The organism is Pseudomonas sp. SZ57 (assembly GCF_009495975.1).
Classification (GTDB): Bacteria; Pseudomonadota; Gammaproteobacteria; order Pseudomonadales; family Pseudomonadaceae; genus Aquipseudomonas; species Aquipseudomonas syringae.
This window is the reverse complement of record NZ_WIBD01000040.1, coordinates 16,007-34,074: the sequence shown is the minus strand read 5'-3', so window position 1 is coordinate 34,074 and position 18,068 is coordinate 16,007. Positions and strand designations below refer to the sequence as shown.

Sequence of the window (18,068 nt, the reverse complement as noted above, 5' to 3'; positions counted from 1 at the left end):
ATGAAGCAGGAATTGGATGCTGTAGTCGTCAATGCGGGCTGTTTGATGTTTTTCCCCGAGCCGCAGCGGGTCGCCCTGAAAAACGATGTGCTGGACTCGATGCTGTACGTGCAGCTGGCCGCATCGAAACAACACTCGAAGTTTGCTGAAGCCGAAAAATGGAATGAAACCCGTCTCGCCGCTGCGCAGCGTTTCGGCTGGTTGCCGAGTGCCAGCGAACATATCAGCCAGCCCTTGCCGCCAGAATCTGCCGAAACGGCATGGAGTTGCATGGCGCGCGCGCTTGCACCCTTCGTCTCAGCCGATACGCTCCTGCATGCGGAGGCGTTCATGCGCAGGGCAGGTAATCAGTCCGTCGCCAGCGAAGCGCTTCATCTGCTGCGCAGTCAGACGGTACAGAGCGGTTTGAATCACGCAGGAAGATTGCAGGTCAGCGTGGTTCTGCAACTGGCTTTCGTCGACATCCGGCAAAACCTCAAGCTGGCGCAGTTTCAGTTCGCCACACGTCAGCCGTTGTCATCCGGGTTTCTTTTCGAGGTCATCGAGCCGAACAGTGTCTACGGCAACATCGCTGTGACTGTCTATGCAATGCAACTGTTCGAGCAGGTCTATTCACAGTTTCGCGATGGCATCGACACCGCGCTGTCGAGCAAGCGTGCGGGCCTGATCATGCCGCTTGGGGGCAGTCCTGATGTCTGATCCGGATAAAGCCCTGCTGACGGGTGCCAGCCTGCTGTCCTTCGCCGGCAATGTCGAACCTGATTTGCGCCAGGACATAATGGATTGTCTGCAGCATGCCCGACTGGTCGCAGATGATCGCCATTCTTCCAGGATGAACTGGCGTGCATGGCTGGATGCTTACCAGCGCTCGATTGCCGCCACCGGTGGTCCGCGGAGCGCCGGGATCAACGATGCCCGCTTGAAAATCCACAGTTTCAGTGACATCGGAAAACTGCAGCTACCCGTGGTCGATAACGCTGGCGAGCTTCGCCAGCTCTACCGCAGTTCGCTCGACAAGCTATTGAACAGTGATCATGCGACGCGTTTTTTCGGCAGTTGGTTCACGTCCGGGCGTTCTGAAAGCTTCCAGCTCATGCCCTGTGCAATGCGCAATGAGGACGAGGTGTCGATCCTTCTGTGCAGCCTGCAGATGACCACCCTGGCGCTGCGGCCCGCGCGTTATTTCTGGCAGATAGTGGGCGGCGAAATGCAGGTGCATGCCGTCACTACTGCGTTCCGCTTCAGTCGCCAGAGTTTCGAGCCTTTTCGCCAGACGGTGCGGGACGCCCTGGCTGATCGCGCTGCAGCCGAAATCATCAGTCTTTAGCAACCTGGACAAGCCCATGGAAGGGAGTAACGCACATGAATGCAGACACAGGCAACGCGGCCTATCTGGGCACTATCCCCAGTATGGTCGCGTTTTTGCCCGGGCTTTCGAGCGAGGAGCGCACGGATATTCAGAACGTGCTTCTGGACGCCCAGTTGTTCGCGGGCAGGCAGTTTGATTTCAAAACCCAGTGGGGCACCTGGATGCATTACTACCGCAGTCGCCTCAAGGCGCGCGGCATACAGCAAAAGGGCGTGGTCCTTGGGGACTCGCTGGTGGTGAGCAGTGTCGACGATTTACTGCAGGCCACGTTCAAGGTCAGTCATCCTGCGGATCGCAAGCGTCTTGGTGGCATGGTGCAGCGTGCGGTCGCGGCAATGGGGGTGGGGCAGGCCGCAGAGTCGTACTTTCAGAGCGGCTTCGACCAGGGACGGCTGGGCAGTTTTCAGATCGTACCCTGCGAAAAGTATGAACCTGGCCGGATGCTCCTGTTGCTTTGCAGTCTGCACCTGAGCATTGACGACCACGCGCCAGGAAGACGAAGACTGCTGTTTCACTTCAAGGGCGGCAGTTACATCTTTGACAGCAAGGTGTATGCAGCTCATCGTGACGAGGTGATGCGTTATCTGGACGGCAGGGCGCAGGAGCTGGTGCGGGCTGCCAGTATCTGAACCCTGTCAGGGCAGCAGGTAGCCTCTGATGCCGGTGAAAATGATTTGCGCGGCCAGCGCACAGACGAACAGCCCCATCAAACGGCTGACAATCTGCAAACCCTGATCGCCGAGGATGCGTTCGATACGGTTGGAGAGGTAGAGCACGACGCCGACGGTGAGGCTGGCCAGCGCAATACTCAGGATGGCGGTGAGTTTGTCGTCCCAGTGGGGCTGACTGACGCCCATGACCAGCAGCGCACCAATCGTGCCGGGGCCGACGGTAAGCGGGATGGTCAGAGGAACGATGGTTACATCCTGCTGGATATTGTCGGTCTGCACTGCCGACTTGCCTTGGGCCATGCCCAGTGCCGATATGAACAGCACGCTGCCGGCACCAATCCTGAACGCATCCACGGTGATGCCGAATACATCGAAAATCACGCGTCCGAACAGATAGAGCAATACGCTGGAAACCAGTGTCGCCAGTGCCACCTTCCAGGCCAGGCGCCGCTGTTCCTTGCGCGAGTGACCACGCGTCAGGCTGATGAAGCAGGAAAGAACGAAAAACGGGCTGTAAAGCACCAGCATTTTCAGATAGACGCTGAACAACACGTGAAGCATGGCTTCGACTCACAGCAGCAGGTGGATGGCATCGCCAGTCTATCAGGCCACAGGCCTTTCCCGTCGCTGTCAGTTTTGTCGATAGTGTTCGCCTTCCGACGTCAGCCCGCGGGCCTTGTCACGATGCGCTACCCAGTGCTCGACCAGTTCGCGCAACTGGGACAGTTCGATGGGCTTGGCCATGTGGCCGTCCATGCCGGCCTGGCGTGCCCGGTCCTTGTGCTCGGTGAGAATGTGCGCGGTCAGTGCAACGACCGGGGTGCGTACACGCTGATTGCCGACTTCCCAGGCGCGCAATTGCTCGGTGGCCGAGAAGCCGTCGAGTATCGGCATCTCGCAGTCCATCAGCACCAGGTCATAACGCTGCGCCTTCATGGCTCGCAGCGCTTCTTCGCCATTGCTCGCGGTATCGGGGTTGAGGTTGAGCTTGCCGAGCATGCCGCGGATGACTTTGGTCGAAATGCTGTTGTCTTCGGCCACCAGAATCCGGAAGTCGCCGGGGACGTTGACCGGCGGCGTCACGACCGGGCCGGGCTTGCTCGACACAACACCCTTGTTCAACTGGGTCAGCTCATCTGCCAGCGTGGTCTTGAGCGTATAGCCTGCCACCGGTTTGGCCAGAATGCGCTTGATGCCGGAGTTGCGCGCGATGATCTTGCTGGGCGCATTGCTGATGCCGGTCAGCATGATCAACAGAATGTCGTGATTCAGGCTCGGGTCTTCCTTGATCTTGGCGGCCAGTTGCATGCCGGTCATGCCCGGCATGTTCTGATCGAGCAGGACCACATCGAAATAGTCGCGCAGGTGCGCCTTGGTTCTGAGCAGGGCCAGTGCCTCCTTGCCGGACGCCACTGCGCTGACATTCAGGCCCCAGGCGCTGCATTGCTGGACCAGGACCTTGCGGCACGTGTCGTTGTCGTCGACCACCAGCACCCTGGCATCTTTCAGCGGGCTGTCCAGATCGATGGTCGGCTGTTCGAGCAGCTTTGCATCCAGCGGCAGGTTCAGCCACAGCGTATTGCCTTGCGCCCCACTGTTCTGAATGCCGAACTCGCCGTCCATCAGTACGATCAACTGACGAGCGATCACCAGCCCGAGGTGGCCGCCGAGCCGGCTGCTCGCCAGGAAGTTACGGCTGTGCAGTTCGGCGTGCAGCAGCTCTTCACGTTCTTCATCGGAAAGCGATTCGCCGCTGTCCTGAACCGAAATACGCAACCGCGTATTGCCGCTTTTCGAGGACTCAAGGGCGACGGCCAGAAGAATTTCACCTTCGTCGGTCTTCTTCAGGGCATTTTCCAGCAGGCTCAGCAGTGTCTGGCGCAGACGGGTCGGGTCGCCATTGATGACACGTGGCACCTGAGGCTGAATCTGGCTGATCAGCTCGACCTGTTGCTGCTCGGCCTTGGCGCGGAAGATATTCAGGCAGTCCTCGACCAGCGCGCCGATGTCGAACTGCACGTCGTCGAGTTCGATCTGCCCTGACTCGAGCTTGGTGATGTCGAGAATCTCGTTGATCAGCGTCAGCAGTTCGTTGCCGGCACTGTGGATGGTCTGCACGTAGTCGCGCTGCTTGACCGACAGCGGGGTGCCGAGCAGCAGTTCGGTCATGCCCAGCACGCCATTCATCGGGGTGCGAATCTCGTGGCTGATCTTGGCCAGAAACTCGGCCTTGGCGTTGATTTCGGCAGTGCTGGCCGCCTGATCGCGGCTGATGCTGAAACGGTCTTCGGTGATGCTGCGATGGCGTTCGCTGAGCGCCAGGCTCATCAGCAGGCCGCTGATGCAGAACACGCTGAGCAGCGCCAGAATCAGCCATTGTGGCGGCACCAGGCTCAGCCACAGCAGGCCGGGCAGAACCACCATGTAGCCGATATTGAAGGTGATCATCCCCAGGACAAACAGGCGCGCCGAACGATAGCCCTTCTGCCAGTGCCACATCGACACCGCCAGAATGCTCAATGTCGTCAACGAGACCAGGCCGAACGTCAGGAAGTTGATCGGCAGCTTTTCGTCGAACAGCACCAGCAAGGCGCCGATCCCCATGAGCACTGCGTTGCCCAGCAACAGACGATCGAGTTTGCGGGCATTGCGGTGGACGAAGAAACAGTAGGTGTAGATCAGGCCTGCGACAGCGGCCAGCAGCAATGCCAGGTGTGCGCTCGGGGTTTGCGCGATATTCCACGGGTCGATCGGGCGCAGCAGGTTGAGGAGCAACAGGGCACTGAGCCCGAGTAACGATTCGCAGGCGGCCAGCCACAGATTGCTGCGCGATCGGGTGTGTCCGTAACGTGTCAGGTTCTGCACGATCAGCATGGACAGCGCGCCAAACAGCAGACCGAACAGCAGCGGCTGGGTCTCGTTGGCGGCGCTCTCGATGGCCGGTTCAAGGGTGATGCTGGGGCGCATTTTCTGCGCGGAGACCAGCCTCAGGTAGATATCCAGCGGGGCCGAGCTTTGCGGAACCGGTAGCAGGAAATCATTGGACGGCAGTCGCTGATCTTCAATCGGCACGTCATTGCCGGTGCGCACATGGTCAATCTGTCGATCGCCGTCCATGACATACATATCGGCGCTGGACAGGTCCGGGGCGAAGATACGCAGCAGTTGTTCGTGCTGGGTGGGTTGCAGGCGGTAATGCAGCCACACAGCATCGTCGCGATCCGCTGCAGCGACCCGTTCCAGTTCGGTGGGGCTGAATTGATTCTGATAGCGCGCCGAGCGGATTTCATCCAGCGTCAGATGGGCCTTTTCGTCGAGCAGCGTCGACCAGCCTGCACCATGCTCGGCCTGCGCCGAAAGCATGAACAGCAGGGTCAGCAGTCCGACGGTTGAGGCTATGGCAATCCTGAGCCAGCGCACAATGAAATCCCTTCGTGAGTGAATGCCTGGTAAAACCGCGAATACCGGAGCAACCGGCCAGCCTCTGGTTGAAGAGGCCGGTCCGATCGATTATTCCTGGTCTTCGCCACGCTCACGGGCAATGGCACGATAGCCAATGTCCTTGCGGTAGAAACACCCTTGCCAGTCGACTTTTGCGGCCAGCGCGTAGGCATTTTCCTGCGCGTTGCCGACGCTGTCACCCAGCGCTGTGGCACACAGTACACGACCACCACTGGTCACGACACGCTCATCCTGCAAGGCCGTGCCTGCATGGAAAATCTTGCCTTCGAGCTGTGCCGCTGCGTCCAGACCCTCGATGACTGCGCCTTTGGCGTAGTCGCCAGGATAGCCTCCGGCGGCCAGCACGATACCCAGGCTCGGGCGCGGGTCCCACTGTGCTTCGATCTTGTCCAGCGCCTGCGCCAGCGCAGCTTCGACCAGCAGTACCAGGCTCGATTGCAGACGCAGCATGACCGGCTGGGTTTCCGGGTCGCCGAAGCGGCAATTGAACTCGATGACTTTCGGGTTGCCCGCTTTATCGATCATCAGACCAGCATAGAGGAAGCCGGTGTAAACGTTGCCTTCATCGGCCATGCCCCTGACGGTCGGCCAGATCACCAGGTCCATGACACGTTGATGAACTTCGGCGGTGACCACCGGGGCAGGGGAGTAGGCACCCATTCCGCCGGTGTTCGGCCCGCTGTCGCCGTCGCCGACGCGCTTGTGGTCCTGGCTGGTGGCCATAGGCAATACATTCTTGCCGTCGACCATGACAATAAAGCTGGCCTCTTCGCCATCGAGAAACTCTTCGATGACAACGCGCGAACCGGCGTCGCCAAAGGCGTTGCCAGCCAGCATGTCACGTACGGCGTCTTCGGCTTCTGCCAGGCTCATGGCGACGATCACGCCCTTGCCCGCGGCCAGGCCGTCGGCCTTGATGACAATCGGCGCGCCTTTTTCACGCAGATAGGCCAGGGCAGGCTCGATCTCGGTGAAGTTCTGATAGTCGGCGGTCGGGATCTTGTGACGCGCCAGGAAGTCCTTGGTAAACGCCTTGGAGCCTTCAAGCTGCGCAGCACCGGCGGTCGGACCGAAGCAGTCCAGGCCACGGCTGCGGAACAGGTCGACGACGCCTGCAACCAACGGTACTTCGGGGCCGACGATGGTCAGCGCAACGTTCTTTTCAGCGAAATCCGCCAGTTGCTCCAGTGCCAGAACGTCGATGGCCACGTTTTCGCATTTGGCCTCGATCGCCGTGCCCGCATTGCCCGGTGCGACAAACACCTTCTGCACGCGTGGGTCCTGGGCGACTTTCCATGCCAGGGCGTGTTCACGACCGCCGCTGCCAATGATCAAAACATTCATTTCAAAAACCTCGATGACGCTGATTCTGGAGTACGCGGTGTGCCTGAGGCGGCCCAGCCCGCAGTACGAGGCCGCACTGACGCCGCAGACACCTGCGCCAGTGCGGCCGTTTTTCTGATTAGTGCCGGAAGTGACGCATGCCGGTAAACACCATTGCGATGCCGGCTTCGTCGGCCGCAGCGATCACTTCATTGTCACGCATCGAGCCGCCTGGCTGGATGACAGCGGTGATGCCGACCTTGGCCGCGTTGTCGATGCCGTCACGGAACGGGAAGAAGGCATCGGAGGCCATGACTGCGCCCTGAACCTGCAGGCCGGCATGCTCAGCCTTGATGGCAGCGATACGCGCGGAGTTCACGCGGCTCATCTGGCCAGCGCCGACGCCGACGGTCTGGCGGTTGCGGGCGTAGACGATGGCGTTGGACTTGACGTACTTGGCGACTTTCCAGGCGAAGATCAGGTCATGCATTTCCTGTTCGGTCGGCGCACGCTGGGTGACGACCTTGAGGTCGGCCTCGGTGATCATGCCGATGTCACGGCTCTGTACCAGCAGGCCGCCATTGACGCGTTTGTAGTCCCAGGCAGGCAGGCGCTCGCTCCACTGGCCGCTGGTCAGCAGGCGCACGTTGGCTTTGCTGGCGACGATGGCGCGGGCTTCGGCGCTGACGCTCGGTGCGATGATCACTTCGACGAACTGGCGCTCGACGATGGCCTTGGCGGTTGCAGCGTCCAGCTCGCGGTTGAAGGCGATGATGCCGCCAAATGCCGACTCTGAGTCGGTGGCGTAGGCCAGTTCGTAAGCCTGACGAATGCCGCCTTCATCATCCGGGCAGACCGCGACACCGCACGGGTTGGCGTGCTTGACGATCACGCAGGCCGGTTTGACGAAGCTCTTGACGCATTCCAGGGCGGCATCGGTATCGGCTACGTTGTTGAACGACAGCTCTTTGCCCTGCAACTGGGTGGCCGTGGCAATGCCGACCTCGGCAGGTTTGGCTTCGACGTAGAACGCCGCACTCTGGTGCGGGTTCTCGCCGTAGCGCATTTCCTGAGCCTTGACGAACTGGGTGTTGAAGGTGCGCGGGAACTGGCTGCGGCCTTCGGTACTGAGGGTTTCGGCAGTCTGGTCGACGCCGCCCAGGTAGTTGGCGATCATGCCGTCGTAGGCGGCGGTGTGTTCGAACGCCTTGAGCATCAGGTCGAAGCGCTGAGCGTAGGTCAGGCCACCGGCCTTGAGGCTTTCCAGGACCTGGCCGTAATCGCCGGCATTGACCACGATGGCGACGTCCTTGTGGTTCTTCGCCGCGGAGCGGACCATGGTCGGGCCGCCGATGTCGATGTTTTCGATGGCGGTCGGCAGGTCACAACCCGGCTTGGAAACAGTGGCTTCAAACGGGTACAGATTGACCGCAACCAAGTCGATCGGCTTGATGCCGTGCTCGGTCATGATGGCGTCGTCTATGCCGCGACGACCCAGAATCCCGCCATGGATCATGGGGTGCAGGGTCTTGACCCGGCCGTCCATCATTTCGGCGAAGCCGGTGTAGTCAGCCACTTCGACTGCCGCGACACCGTTGTCCTTGAGCAGCTTGAACGTACCGCCAGTGGAAAGAATCTCGACGCCCAGCGCTTCAAGCTCGCGGGCAAACTCAAGGATTCCTGTCTTGTCGGATACGCTGATCAGAGCGCGGCGGATCGGCAGGCGGGTAGTCTGGTCGGTCATCTCGATTTCCATCAAAAGCAAAAGAAGTCAGCAAAAAAAAGCGACCGCGGTGCAAGGTCGCCTTTTCTGTTTTGAATGCTTTAAAGCAGATCGTACTGTTTGAGTTTCTTGCGCAGCGTCCCGCGATTCAATCCCAGCAGCTCGGAGGCCTTCGTCTGGTTGCCCTTGACGTAGTTCATCACGCTTTCCAGAAGCGGAGCCTCGACTTCCGACAACACCAGGTTGTAGACGTCAGTGACGGATGCGCCTTCGAGGTGGGCGAAATAATTGTGCAGCGCCTTCTCGACACTTCCGCGCAGGGTCTGACCCTCTTCGCTCGGCGTGTTGAGGTGCTGTTTCAAATTGACGTTGTCGCTCACGGGTGTTGTTCCACTCACTAAAGTCTCGGTCATCATCGTCATGCGGCCACCTCTTTATCATTCTCGTTATCCGGGCCCTTGCAGCCTTGGCTGAAGAACTCCCGGACGTTGGCGCACTGTGCTTCCGTATCTTCCAAACGATTGAAGTGGGCGCGAAACTCTCTGGCGCCCGGCAGGGTTGCGAGATACCAACTGACGTGTTTGCGTGCAATGCGCACGCCCATCACGTCTCCATAGAAAACGTGGAGCGCTGCCAGATGCTCAAGCAGAATGCGTTCCACTTCACTCGACTGCGGCGCCGGGAGTGTCTCTCCGGTGCGCAGGAAGTGTTCTATCTCGCGAAAAATCCAGGGACGCCCCTGTGCGGCCCTGCCAATCAGTAATCCGTCTGCACCGGTGGCTTTCAGCACGTGCCGGGCCTTTTCCGGTGAATCGATGTCGCCATTGGCAAAGACCGGTATCGACACGGCCTGTTTGATCTGGGCGATGGTGTCGTACTCGGCCTCGCCGGTGTACAGGTCGGCACGGGTTCGCCCGTGTACCGCCAGTGCCGTGATGCCCGCCTGCTCGGCGATTTTCGCCACTGTCAGGCCATTTCGGTTGTCGCGATCCCATCCGGTGCGGATCTTCAGCGTGACCGGTACATCGACTGCAGCCACGACGGCCTGCAGGATGTCGTTGACCAGTTGCTCATCCTTCAACAGCGCCGAGCCTGCTGCCTTGTTACAGACTTTCTTGGCCGGGCAACCCATGTTGATGTCGATGATCTGGGCGCCCAGTTCGACATTGGCACGTGCTGCGTCTGCCAGCATCTGCGGATCACCACCGGCGATCTGTACCGAGCGCGGCTCGGGATCACCCTCATGGATCATGCGCAGACGCGATTTGCGGCTGTTCCACAGGCTCATGTCACTGGTGACCATCTCCGAAACCACCAGGCCGGCACCGAGTCTTCGGCACAGCTGACGGAAAGGCTGGTCGGTGACGCCCGCCATCGGGGCGAGAATCAAGCCGTTTTGCACTGTATATGGGCCGATGCGTACTGCCGACATAGCCTTACCTGTTGTGGAGGCCAAATCATCCGCAGGCCGTGTAAAAAACTGTTTCACTCGGTCTGCAACGGCTCATCCCGCCAGCCGCATGCGCCACCGTCAGATCGAACCGAGAGTTTGAAAAAGGGTTGGCATGATACCCGCTCTCGATGACTGGATAAAGGCTGAATTGGATAAAATCTGAACAGTTCTTGCCGGGGCTCGACCACCTCGACAAGAGGGTATTTTGCAGCGAAATTTCTGCGATCGTGTAGCGTTCTTTGATGAAATTAACGTGTAAAGAAGCAGTCTTGACCGACGCTTCAGCGTCGGGCGTGTCATTCCGGCGAGCGGAAGTTCAGGCTGTAGTTCACCGCCTTGGCGCCTGGATCAAGGATATCCAGCGCGATATGGATCGGCGTCTGCGGCGGCATCTCTTCCTTGCCGGCCATTTCGCCGCTCAGGTATTCACTGGGCTTGAACCGACGACTGGCAATCAACTGACCGCCGGTATCGGAAAAACGCAGCTCCAACAGGGGAAACGGCTGGGAAAACGAGGCGCGGTTGTAGATGATCGCATCGACCACCAAGGCCCCCTGAAACTCCGGGTGACTGCGCACGACCAGGTTGCTGCTCTTGAGCTGGGAAATGTCGACCTTGCTCGGCACCTTGCAGCCAACCTGCGGGCAAATCTGCTGAAACAGCGGGCGGTACTGGTCCTGGCGTGCCAGCTGATCGAAGTGGTACCACACGTACTGTCCTGCCAAACCCGCCAGCGCCAGCACGATCAACAAACCCCAGGCCAGGCGTCGGCCCCAGCGTGGTTTGGGCCGTTGCCAGTCCAATTGCAGAGGGTCGTCGGTCAGGTCGAGAAGTGTCTGGTCGCGCACTGCCGGTTCGTTGCGGCTGCGCTTGCCCCGGGTTTCAGGCTCCGGCTCATGGTCGTCGTCCTCATCATCGTCATCCACCGCCGACCAGCGCTCGACCTTCTCGGCAGGCGGGGCCTTGCGCTGGATGATGACTGGCATCGGTGGCTCGTCATCGTCCAGATCCTTGTCCAGTGACAGCGACGGCTCGGTGCGTTTGTCGTCCTCCTGCGGCTCGGCAGCTTCTGCAGCGTCTGTATCCGGGATAACTTCTGCATGCAACTCGGGCAGTTGCTCGACATCGTCGTTATGCAGCGTATCGACCCAGGCAGCCTCATCGCTCTGCCGACTGTCACGCTTCGCCGTCAGGCTCACAGCGTCGTTGTCGTTGCCGATGTCGCTGACCGGGCGGGCAAAGGTATCAGGCCTGCGCGTCTCGCGTTGTTCGAGGCGGGCCAGTTCTTCGTCCAGATTGAGATTGTCCAGATCCAGTTCACTGACCCGCCAGGGGTCGTCCTCTTCGGGCGTCTTTTCCGGTTCCGGTTCCGGCTGTGGCTTCAGCTCGGGCTCGGGCACTGGCGTCGGCAGGGGCTCCGGTTCGGGCAGGGCTGCGACCACCGGCGAAGCGGGCAGGGCCTCTTTTTCGGCGTCATCGCTGGCGCGTTGCTCAAGCAACTGCCGCGCTGCGTTGAACACCTGCAGGCAGGCTCCGCACCGCACCACGCCACGGGCCACGCTCAGTTGAGCGTGACTGACTCTGAAACTGGTCTGGCAGTGCGGGCACTGAGTGACGAAACTGTCGGTCATGCGGCTGTCCGGTTGAAGCGGCGGTTAACGGCGGCGACCCGTGATGCGTACCCAGCCATCTCGGTTTGCGATCGGGTCCAGATCAAAACTGTCAGCATAGGCTGCCGCGACTTCCTCACCCTGTTCGGCAAGGATGCCTGAGAGTGCCAGGCGTCCGCCGGCTCTGATCAGGGTAGCCAGTTGCGGCGCCAGGGAAACCAGCGGGCCAGCCAGAATGTTGGCGACCAGCACATCGGCCTGCTGGTGTGGCAGATCCTCGGGCAGGTACAGCGGGAAGCGTTCGGCGGCGATATTGTTGCGTCCGGCATTGTCACGAGAGGCTTCCAGGGCCTGCACGTCGATATCGGTGCCAACGGCCTGTTCGGCACCCAGCAGCAGTGCGGCGATGGCCAGAATGCCCGAGCCGCAGCCGAAATCCAGCACGTTGCAGCCTTCGAGGTCCTGGCCGTCCAGCCACTCGAGGCACAGCGCGGTGGTCGGGTGGGTCCCGGTGCCGAAGGCCAGGCCTGGATCGAGCAACAGGTTCACGGCGTCCGGTTGCGGTGCGGCGTGCCAGCTCGGCACGATCCACAGACGCTTGCCGAAACACATCGGCTGGAAGTTATCCATCCAGCTGCGTTCCCAGTCCTGATCTTCGATGACTTCGGCGCTGTGCTCGGGCAACTCTTCGCCGGTCAGCAGGCTCAGGTGCGCCAGGGCCATCTCGGCATTGGTGTCGGCTTCGAACAGCGCCAGCAGGTGGGTGTGTGCCCACAGCGGCGTGGTATTGAGTTCGGGCTCGAAAATCGGCTGGTCTTCAGCGTCCATGAAGGTCACGGACACGGCGCCGACTTCAAGAAGGGCGTCTTCGTAGGTTTCGGCTTGTTCTGGGCTGATGGCGAGACGGACTTGCAGCCAAGGCATGGCGGATTACCTTCGATTTGGAAATAAGTGCGGCTTGTAAGGCCAGTGCGGCCGCAGGAAGCGGGCAAGTTTACTGCTATGCGCTGCAAACAACAAAGCCGCATCACTGCGGCTTTGTCGTTGTGAAGCAGACTGGCTTATTGATTGGCCAGTTTGTGCTCCAGGTAGTGGATGTTGACTCCGCCTTCGCAGAAGCCTTCATCGCGGGTCAGGTCGCGGTGCAGCGGGATGTTGGTCTTTATCCCGTCGACCACGATTTCGTCCAGGGCATTGCGCATGCGTGCCATGGCTTCTTCGCGGGTCGCGCCCCAGGTGATCACTTTACCGATCAGCGAGTCATAGTTGGACGGTACCTTGTAGCCGCTGTACAGGTGCGAATCGACCCGTACACCGTTGCCGCCCGGCGCGTGGAAGTGCTTGACCAGACCAGGGCTTGGCACGAAGGTCTTCGGGTCTTCGGCGTTGATCCGGCATTCCAGCGCATGACCCTTGATGACCACGTCATCCTGGGTGTACGACAGTTTGTTGCCGGCGGCGATGCTGAGCATCTCCTTGACGATGTCGATGCCGGTGACCATTTCCGAAACCGGGTGCTCCACCTGAACACGGGTGTTCATTTCGATGAAGTAGAAACGACCGTTCTCGTACAGGAACTCGAACGTACCCGCACCGCGATAGCCGATATCGATACACGCCTTGACGCAGGCAGCCAGAACATCCTCGCGCGCCTTTTCGTCGATGAACGGTGCCGGCGCTTCTTCCAGAACCTTCTGGTGACGGCGCTGCAGCGAGCAGTCGCGATCGCCCAAGTGGATGGCCTGGCCCTGACCGTCGGAAATCACCTGGACTTCCACGTGACGTGGGTTGGTCAGGTATTTTTCCAGGTAGACCATCGGGTTGCTGAACCAGGCGGCTGCTTCGGCACGGGTCTGGGACGCGGCTTCGATCAGGTCTTCTTCGCGATGAACCACACGCATGCCGCGACCACCACCGCCACCGGCGGCCTTGATGATCACCGGGTAACCGACTTCACGACCAATGCGCAGAGCGGTCGCTTCGTCTTCCGGCAGCGGGCCGTCGGAACCGGGAACGGTCGGCACGTTGGCCAGCTTCATGGCGTCCTTGGCGGAAACCTTGTCGCCCATCAGGCGTATGGTGTCTGCTTTTGGACCGATGAAGGCAAAGCCCGATTTTTCGACCTGTTCGGCGAAGTCGGCGTTCTCGGCGAGAAACCCGTAACCCGGGTGGATCGCCGTGGCGCCGGTCACTTCGGCAGCCGAAATGATCGCCGGAATGTTCAGGTAGGACAGATTGGCCGGTGCCGGACCGATGCAGACGGTTTCGTCTGCCAGGCCCAGGTGCATCAGCTCGCGATCTGCGGTGGAGTGTACAGCGACGGTCTTGATGCCCAGTTCTTTACAGGCACGCAAGATGCGCAAGGCAATTTCGCCGCGGTTGGCGATCAGAACTTTTTCCAACATCGCAGGCTCTCCCCGGGTCAAACGATTGTGAACAGCGGCTGGTCAAACTCAACCGGCTGACCGTTTTCTACCAGGATGGATTCGATCACACCGCTGGCTTCTGCCTGGATGTGGTTCATCATTTTCATCGCTTCGACGATGCAGATGGTGTCGCCTTTCTTGACGGTCTGGCCGACTTCGACGAATGCAGGCGAAGTAGGCGCCGGGGTACGGTAGAACGTACCGACCATTGGCGACTTGACCACAAAGCCGTTCAGTTTCGGAGCCGATGGCGCTTCTGCAGCGGCCGCAACCGGTGCTGCTGCCGGAGCCGGAGCGGCTGCAGGTGCGGCAACCGGAGCCGGTGCGTAGTAAGGCTGTGCCGGAGTCTTGCTGTGGCGGCTGATCCGTACGGATTCTTCGCCTTCACGGATTTCCAGCTCGTCGATGCCGGACTCTTCCAGCAATTCGATCAGTTTCTTGACTTTGCGAATATCCATTAATCAACTCCCAAGGTTCTGTAAGGGCAATGTATCGGCCGGCTCAAGCCATATGGTCAGCTTCAGGCTGGACTCATCATGGCTTGGCACTGGCGGCCAGTTGTTCCAGGGCGGCTTCCAGGGCCAGTCGGTAACCGCTGGCGCCAAGGCCGCAGATCACTCCTACAGCGACATCTGAAAAGTAGGAGTGATGGCGGAAAGGTTCGCGTTTGTGCACGTTCGATAAATGCACTTCGATGAATGGGATGCTCACTCCCATCAGCGCGTCACGTATTGCAACGCTGGTGTGCGTAAAAGCAGCCGGATTGATCAAAATAAAATCCACACCCTCACCGCGGGCGGCGTGAATGCGATCGATCAGTTCGTACTCGGCGTTGCTTTGCAGATACATCAGATGGTGGCCGGCATCGCGAGCGCGCTGCTCCAGGTCCTGATTGATCTGAGGCAGGGTGATAGTGCCGTAGACCCCGGGTTCCCGAGTGCCCAGCAAGTTCAGGTTGGGTCCGTGAAGGACCAGGATGGTCGCCATTGCGTGTTCCTTTTATTGTCTGCGAGCGGTTTACGCCCGGCGACTATGCCGGAAGGGCAATGGACTGTCCAGTTAACAACAGTAGCCAGCACAATGAGCGATATTCGCGCAAAGTTTATGACTCAGGTATCAGTTTTGGTCATTGGCGCTGTTCAGACGCTCTATCAGGCCTGCTGCGTCGATTTCGCCGACGACCCGGACAGTTTGCAGTTCTTCGCCGTTTTTATCGAAGAAAAGCAGCGCTGGCGGGCCAAACAGCTTGTACCGGTCAAGCAGGGCGCGTTGCTCTGCGTTGCTGTCGGTCATGTCGAAACGCACCTGTTTGTAACCCGACAAGCGAGCGACCACGCCCGGGTCAGGCAGGACTTCGTGTTCGATGACCTTGCAGCTGATGCACCAGTCGGCATACCAGTCGAGCACCAGCGGCTTGCCCTCGCTTCGGGCTTCCTGCATCACACGGTCCAGTTCGGCGGAGGTGGTGATCGTTTGCCACTGTGATGCGGCCGGAGCTGCCGCCCCGTTATTCGCCGTGGCGTACTCGCGGCCCAGCGGGCGCATGGGGTCGGTCTGCCCGGACAGCGCGCCGTACCAGCACGCCAGCGCGTAGACCAGCAGCGCGAGCCCCAGCAACTGGGCGAGTTTCTGGCGTGTGGTTTTGAGGTTGAATTCCAGCGCGCCGAGAAACAGTGCGACACCGGCCGACAGCAGACCCACCAGCAACAACGTGATCTGCCCTGGCAGCACACGGCTCAGCAGGCCGATTGCCAGCCCCAGCAGCAGCACGCCGATGGCATTTTTGACCGTCACCAGCCAAGGGCCGCTTTTCGGCAGCCATGTGGCACCACCGGTTGCGATCAGCAACAGCGGCGCGCCCATGCCCAGCCCCAGCGCAAACAGTTTCAGAGCACCGCCGAGCGCATCGCCGCTGGCGCTGATATACAACAGCGCACCGGCCAACGGCGCCGATACGCAAGGTGACACCAACAGGCTGGAGACCACGCCCAGCACCGCTGCACCCCATAAGGAACCGCCCTGGGTCTTGCCGGCGATACGGTCCAGACGAGAGCTGATGGACTGAGGCAGGCGCAGTTCGAAAGCGCCGAACATGGCAATGGCGAAGATCACGAAGAATGCCGAGAACGGCACCAGTACCCAGGCCGATTGCAAGCGCGCCTGCAGGTTAAGGCCTGCACCGAACACGCCCATCAGCGCGCCCAACAGGGCAAAGCACGCCGCCATTGGCAGTACGTAAGCCAGAGACAGGCTCAGGCCGCGCAATCCGCCCACCTGACCGCGCAGTACCACGCCGGACAGAATCGGCAGCATCGGCAGTACACACGGGGTAAAGGTCAGGCCTACGCCGGCGAGAAAAAACAGCGCCAGTTCTTTCCAGCTCCAGGCTGCTGTGGCGGCGGGTGGGGTGGCAGAGGCCTGATTGGCCGGGCTGGCGGCCACATCACCGATGCTCAGACGCTCGGTTTCAGGTGGGTAGCACAAGCCCTTGTCGGCGCAGCCCTGGTACGTGACGGCGAGGGTGAAGGGGCGCTGTTCGCCGGGTTTGCGTGGCAGGTCGATATCGAGAATGCCGTGGTAGACCTCGACATCGCCAAAGTACTCGTCGTGTTTCTGCTCGCCCTTGGGCAGTTGCGCTTCGCCAAGGCCGATGTCGGCAGGCTCGGTGCGGAACTGGAAGCGGTGGCGATACAGGTAGTAGCCATCGGTGGCGACCAGCCTCAGCTTGATCGACTCCGGCGTCGTTTCGATCAGGCTCAACTGAAAGGCCTGACGCACAGGCAGGAAGTCCTTGCTGTTATCCAGCGAGCCGCCGCCCAGGGTGGATGAAGGTCGGCTATCCAGCAGGCCGGCGCCGGAGGCGGGCAGGGCCAGGATCAATAACAGCAGGCATAACAAACGGCGCATGGCAGTCTCGAATATCGAAAGTCCGCGCATGATAACGGAGTGCCCGGCGGCGTGCCGAGGGCAGGTTGTAAGAGTGGGTGTCAGCAGGCCCACGACCGTGCCGGAATTATTTCTTGCCCGAGGAAAAGCTGCCACCAGCCTCCTGATCGTAAAAATCCGGGATCTTGTACTTATACGTGTCCAGCCAGCGTTGCAGGCTGAGGTCGCGTTCTGCCGCGGTATTGACCTGCGGCGTCGACGAAGCAGCCTTGCCGCTGGCCTGAAGCTGCAGCCAGGTCTCGGTCTGCCGGGTTTCAGAGGCCGCAGTTTCGTTGTTGTCCGCCCAGGCGTCACCTGCGCTCAACAGCAGTACACACCCGGTGAATATGATGCGCTTCATGGTCGTACCTCCTGGGACTGACGATCATTTTGTCCTGCCAGGCTCGCAATGGGCCGTGCAGATGCTCGAGGGGCGGCAGGGCGCTTTCGCAATTGCTCGGCGCGCGCCTGGGCATCGGTCACCTGCTCAGGCGTCAGCCCGGCCCGCGACGCCAGTTCGGCGGCTTGCGTCCAGTTGTTCTGATAGATCAGCAGCGTGGCCAGGTTCACCGCCGCCAGCGAGTCCGATTGTTTGAGCTCCATGGCCGTCAGGAACTGAAAGCGTGCCTGTTCCAGTTTCAGCTGGTTGAGGTAGACGACGCCCAGGTCATTGCGGATCTTTTCATCGGTCGGTTGCAGCTTGCTGGCCATCAGCAGGTGTTGCTGTGCCAGCGCGTTGTCACCACGCGCTGCGGCCAGTTGCCCGAGGCCATGCTCACCCTCGGCTGCCCGGCAGGTGCCCAGCAGGCTGCGGTACAGAGGCTCAGCCTCGTTGCTGCCCAAAAGCCGCAACACCCGGGCCTTGCGCAGGCGAACCTCGCCCAGGCTGTCGGGCAGGCTTTCCAGGTTGGCAAGGCTGGCATGCAGGCGGCCTTCATCGGCCATGTTCTGAGCCAGATTCAGGGAGAACTCCTGATCCGAGGTCAGCTTGGGGCACTGGCCCGGCTGAGCCGTGGTCTGCGTCCAGAGGGGGCGACCATCACTGGCGCATCCGCCCAGCAACAGCAGCCCGAATAATATGATCGCTGGTTTCATTGCAATGCGTC

Annotated in this window: 17 protein-coding genes; 3 read left to right on the top strand and 14 right to left on the bottom strand. The window is 60.5% G+C overall.

What is annotated here, in order from left to right; genetic code table 11:
* The 3 genes from GE543_RS26595 to GE543_RS26585 are packed head-to-tail and all read left to right on the top strand — an operon-like array spanning window position 1 to window position 1,998.
* Complete coding sequence (locus GE543_RS26595; protein ID WP_153222736.1) at window positions 1-699, top strand: hypothetical protein; 699 nt, start codon at window positions 1-3, stop codon at window positions 697-699.
* Complete coding sequence (locus GE543_RS26590) at window positions 692-1,327, top strand: hypothetical protein (RefSeq protein ID WP_153222735.1); 636 nt, start codon at window positions 692-694, stop codon at window positions 1,325-1,327. The genes GE543_RS26595 and GE543_RS26590 overlap by 8 nt, the downstream gene beginning before the upstream one ends.
* A gap of 35 nt (window positions 1,328-1,362) precedes the next feature.
* Complete coding sequence (locus GE543_RS26585) at window positions 1,363-1,998, top strand: hypothetical protein (RefSeq protein ID WP_004412010.1); 636 nt, start codon at window positions 1,363-1,365, stop codon at window positions 1,996-1,998.
* A 6-nt stretch (window positions 1,999-2,004) separates the two neighbouring features.
* On the opposite strand, the gene GE543_RS26580 is transcribed toward GE543_RS26585, so the two are convergent.
* The 14 genes from GE543_RS26580 to GE543_RS26515 form a co-directional block, all read right to left on the bottom strand.
* Window positions 2,005-2,601, bottom strand: coding sequence for a MarC family protein (locus tag GE543_RS26580; protein WP_003313945.1), 597 nt, complete (start codon window positions 2,599-2,601; stop codon window positions 2,005-2,007).
* 69 nt (window positions 2,602-2,670) lie between these two features.
* The gene (retS, locus tag GE543_RS26575) at window positions 2,671-5,460 is read right to left on the bottom strand and encodes a hybrid sensor histidine kinase/response regulator RetS (RefSeq protein ID WP_003419424.1); all 2,790 of its coding nucleotides are present in this window, start codon (window positions 5,458-5,460) and stop codon (window positions 2,671-2,673) included.
* A gap of 90 nt (window positions 5,461-5,550) precedes the next feature.
* Entirely contained in the window at window positions 5,551-6,846 is a 1,296-nt protein-coding gene (purD, locus tag GE543_RS26570; RefSeq protein ID WP_103688837.1) for a phosphoribosylamine--glycine ligase, read from the bottom strand.
* Window positions 6,847-6,964: 118 nt separating this feature from the next.
* Window positions 6,965-8,569 carry a bifunctional phosphoribosylaminoimidazolecarboxamide formyltransferase/IMP cyclohydrolase gene (gene purH / locus GE543_RS26565; RefSeq protein ID WP_003341009.1) on the bottom strand — a complete coding sequence of 535 codons (1,605 nt, stop codon included), beginning with the start codon at window positions 8,567-8,569 and terminating at the stop codon, window positions 6,965-6,967.
* A gap of 80 nt (window positions 8,570-8,649) precedes the next feature.
* Window positions 8,650-8,970, bottom strand: coding sequence for a DNA-binding transcriptional regulator Fis (fis, locus tag GE543_RS26560; protein ID WP_002555375.1), 321 nt, complete (start codon window positions 8,968-8,970; stop codon window positions 8,650-8,652).
* Entirely contained in the window at window positions 8,967-9,980 is a 1,014-nt protein-coding gene (gene dusB, locus GE543_RS26555; RefSeq protein ID WP_003419414.1) for a tRNA dihydrouridine synthase DusB, read from the bottom strand. The genes fis and dusB overlap by 4 nt, the downstream gene beginning before the upstream one ends.
* A gap of 317 nt (window positions 9,981-10,297) precedes the next feature.
* Window positions 10,298-11,632 carry a DUF3426 domain-containing protein gene (locus GE543_RS26550; protein WP_153222734.1) on the bottom strand — a complete coding sequence of 445 codons (1,335 nt, stop codon included), beginning with the start codon at window positions 11,630-11,632 and terminating at the stop codon, window positions 10,298-10,300.
* Window positions 11,633-11,656: 24 nt separating this feature from the next.
* Window positions 11,657-12,535: a 50S ribosomal protein L11 methyltransferase gene (prmA, locus tag GE543_RS26545; protein ID WP_003313937.1), complete on the bottom strand. Its 879-nt coding sequence runs from the start codon at window positions 12,533-12,535 to the stop codon at window positions 11,657-11,659.
* Between the two features lie 137 nt (window positions 12,536-12,672).
* Window positions 12,673-14,016 (bottom strand): acetyl-CoA carboxylase biotin carboxylase subunit, encoded by a 1,344-nt coding sequence (accC, locus tag GE543_RS26540; protein WP_003399697.1) that lies wholly within the window; start codon window positions 14,014-14,016, stop codon window positions 12,673-12,675.
* 17 nt (window positions 14,017-14,033) lie between these two features.
* The gene (gene accB / locus GE543_RS26535) at window positions 14,034-14,495 is read right to left on the bottom strand and encodes an acetyl-CoA carboxylase biotin carboxyl carrier protein (RefSeq protein ID WP_003368836.1); all 462 of its coding nucleotides are present in this window, start codon (window positions 14,493-14,495) and stop codon (window positions 14,034-14,036) included.
* Between the two features lie 76 nt (window positions 14,496-14,571).
* Window positions 14,572-15,024 (bottom strand): type II 3-dehydroquinate dehydratase, encoded by a 453-nt coding sequence (aroQ, locus tag GE543_RS26530; protein WP_002555369.1) that lies wholly within the window; start codon window positions 15,022-15,024, stop codon window positions 14,572-14,574.
* A 129-nt stretch (window positions 15,025-15,153) separates the two neighbouring features.
* Complete coding sequence (locus tag GE543_RS26525) at window positions 15,154-16,944, bottom strand: protein-disulfide reductase DsbD (RefSeq protein ID WP_256664805.1); 1,791 nt, start codon at window positions 16,942-16,944, stop codon at window positions 15,154-15,156.
* Window positions 16,945-17,050: 106 nt separating this feature from the next.
* A complete protein-coding gene (locus tag GE543_RS26520) occupies window positions 17,051-17,323 on the bottom strand; it encodes a DUF3613 domain-containing protein (RefSeq protein ID WP_153222732.1) in 273 nt (90 codons plus the stop codon).
* Entirely contained in the window at window positions 17,320-18,057 is a 738-nt protein-coding gene (locus GE543_RS26515; protein ID WP_153222731.1) for a hypothetical protein, read from the bottom strand. The genes GE543_RS26520 and GE543_RS26515 overlap by 4 nt, the downstream gene beginning before the upstream one ends.
* Window positions 18,058-18,068: the final 11 nt, after the last annotated feature.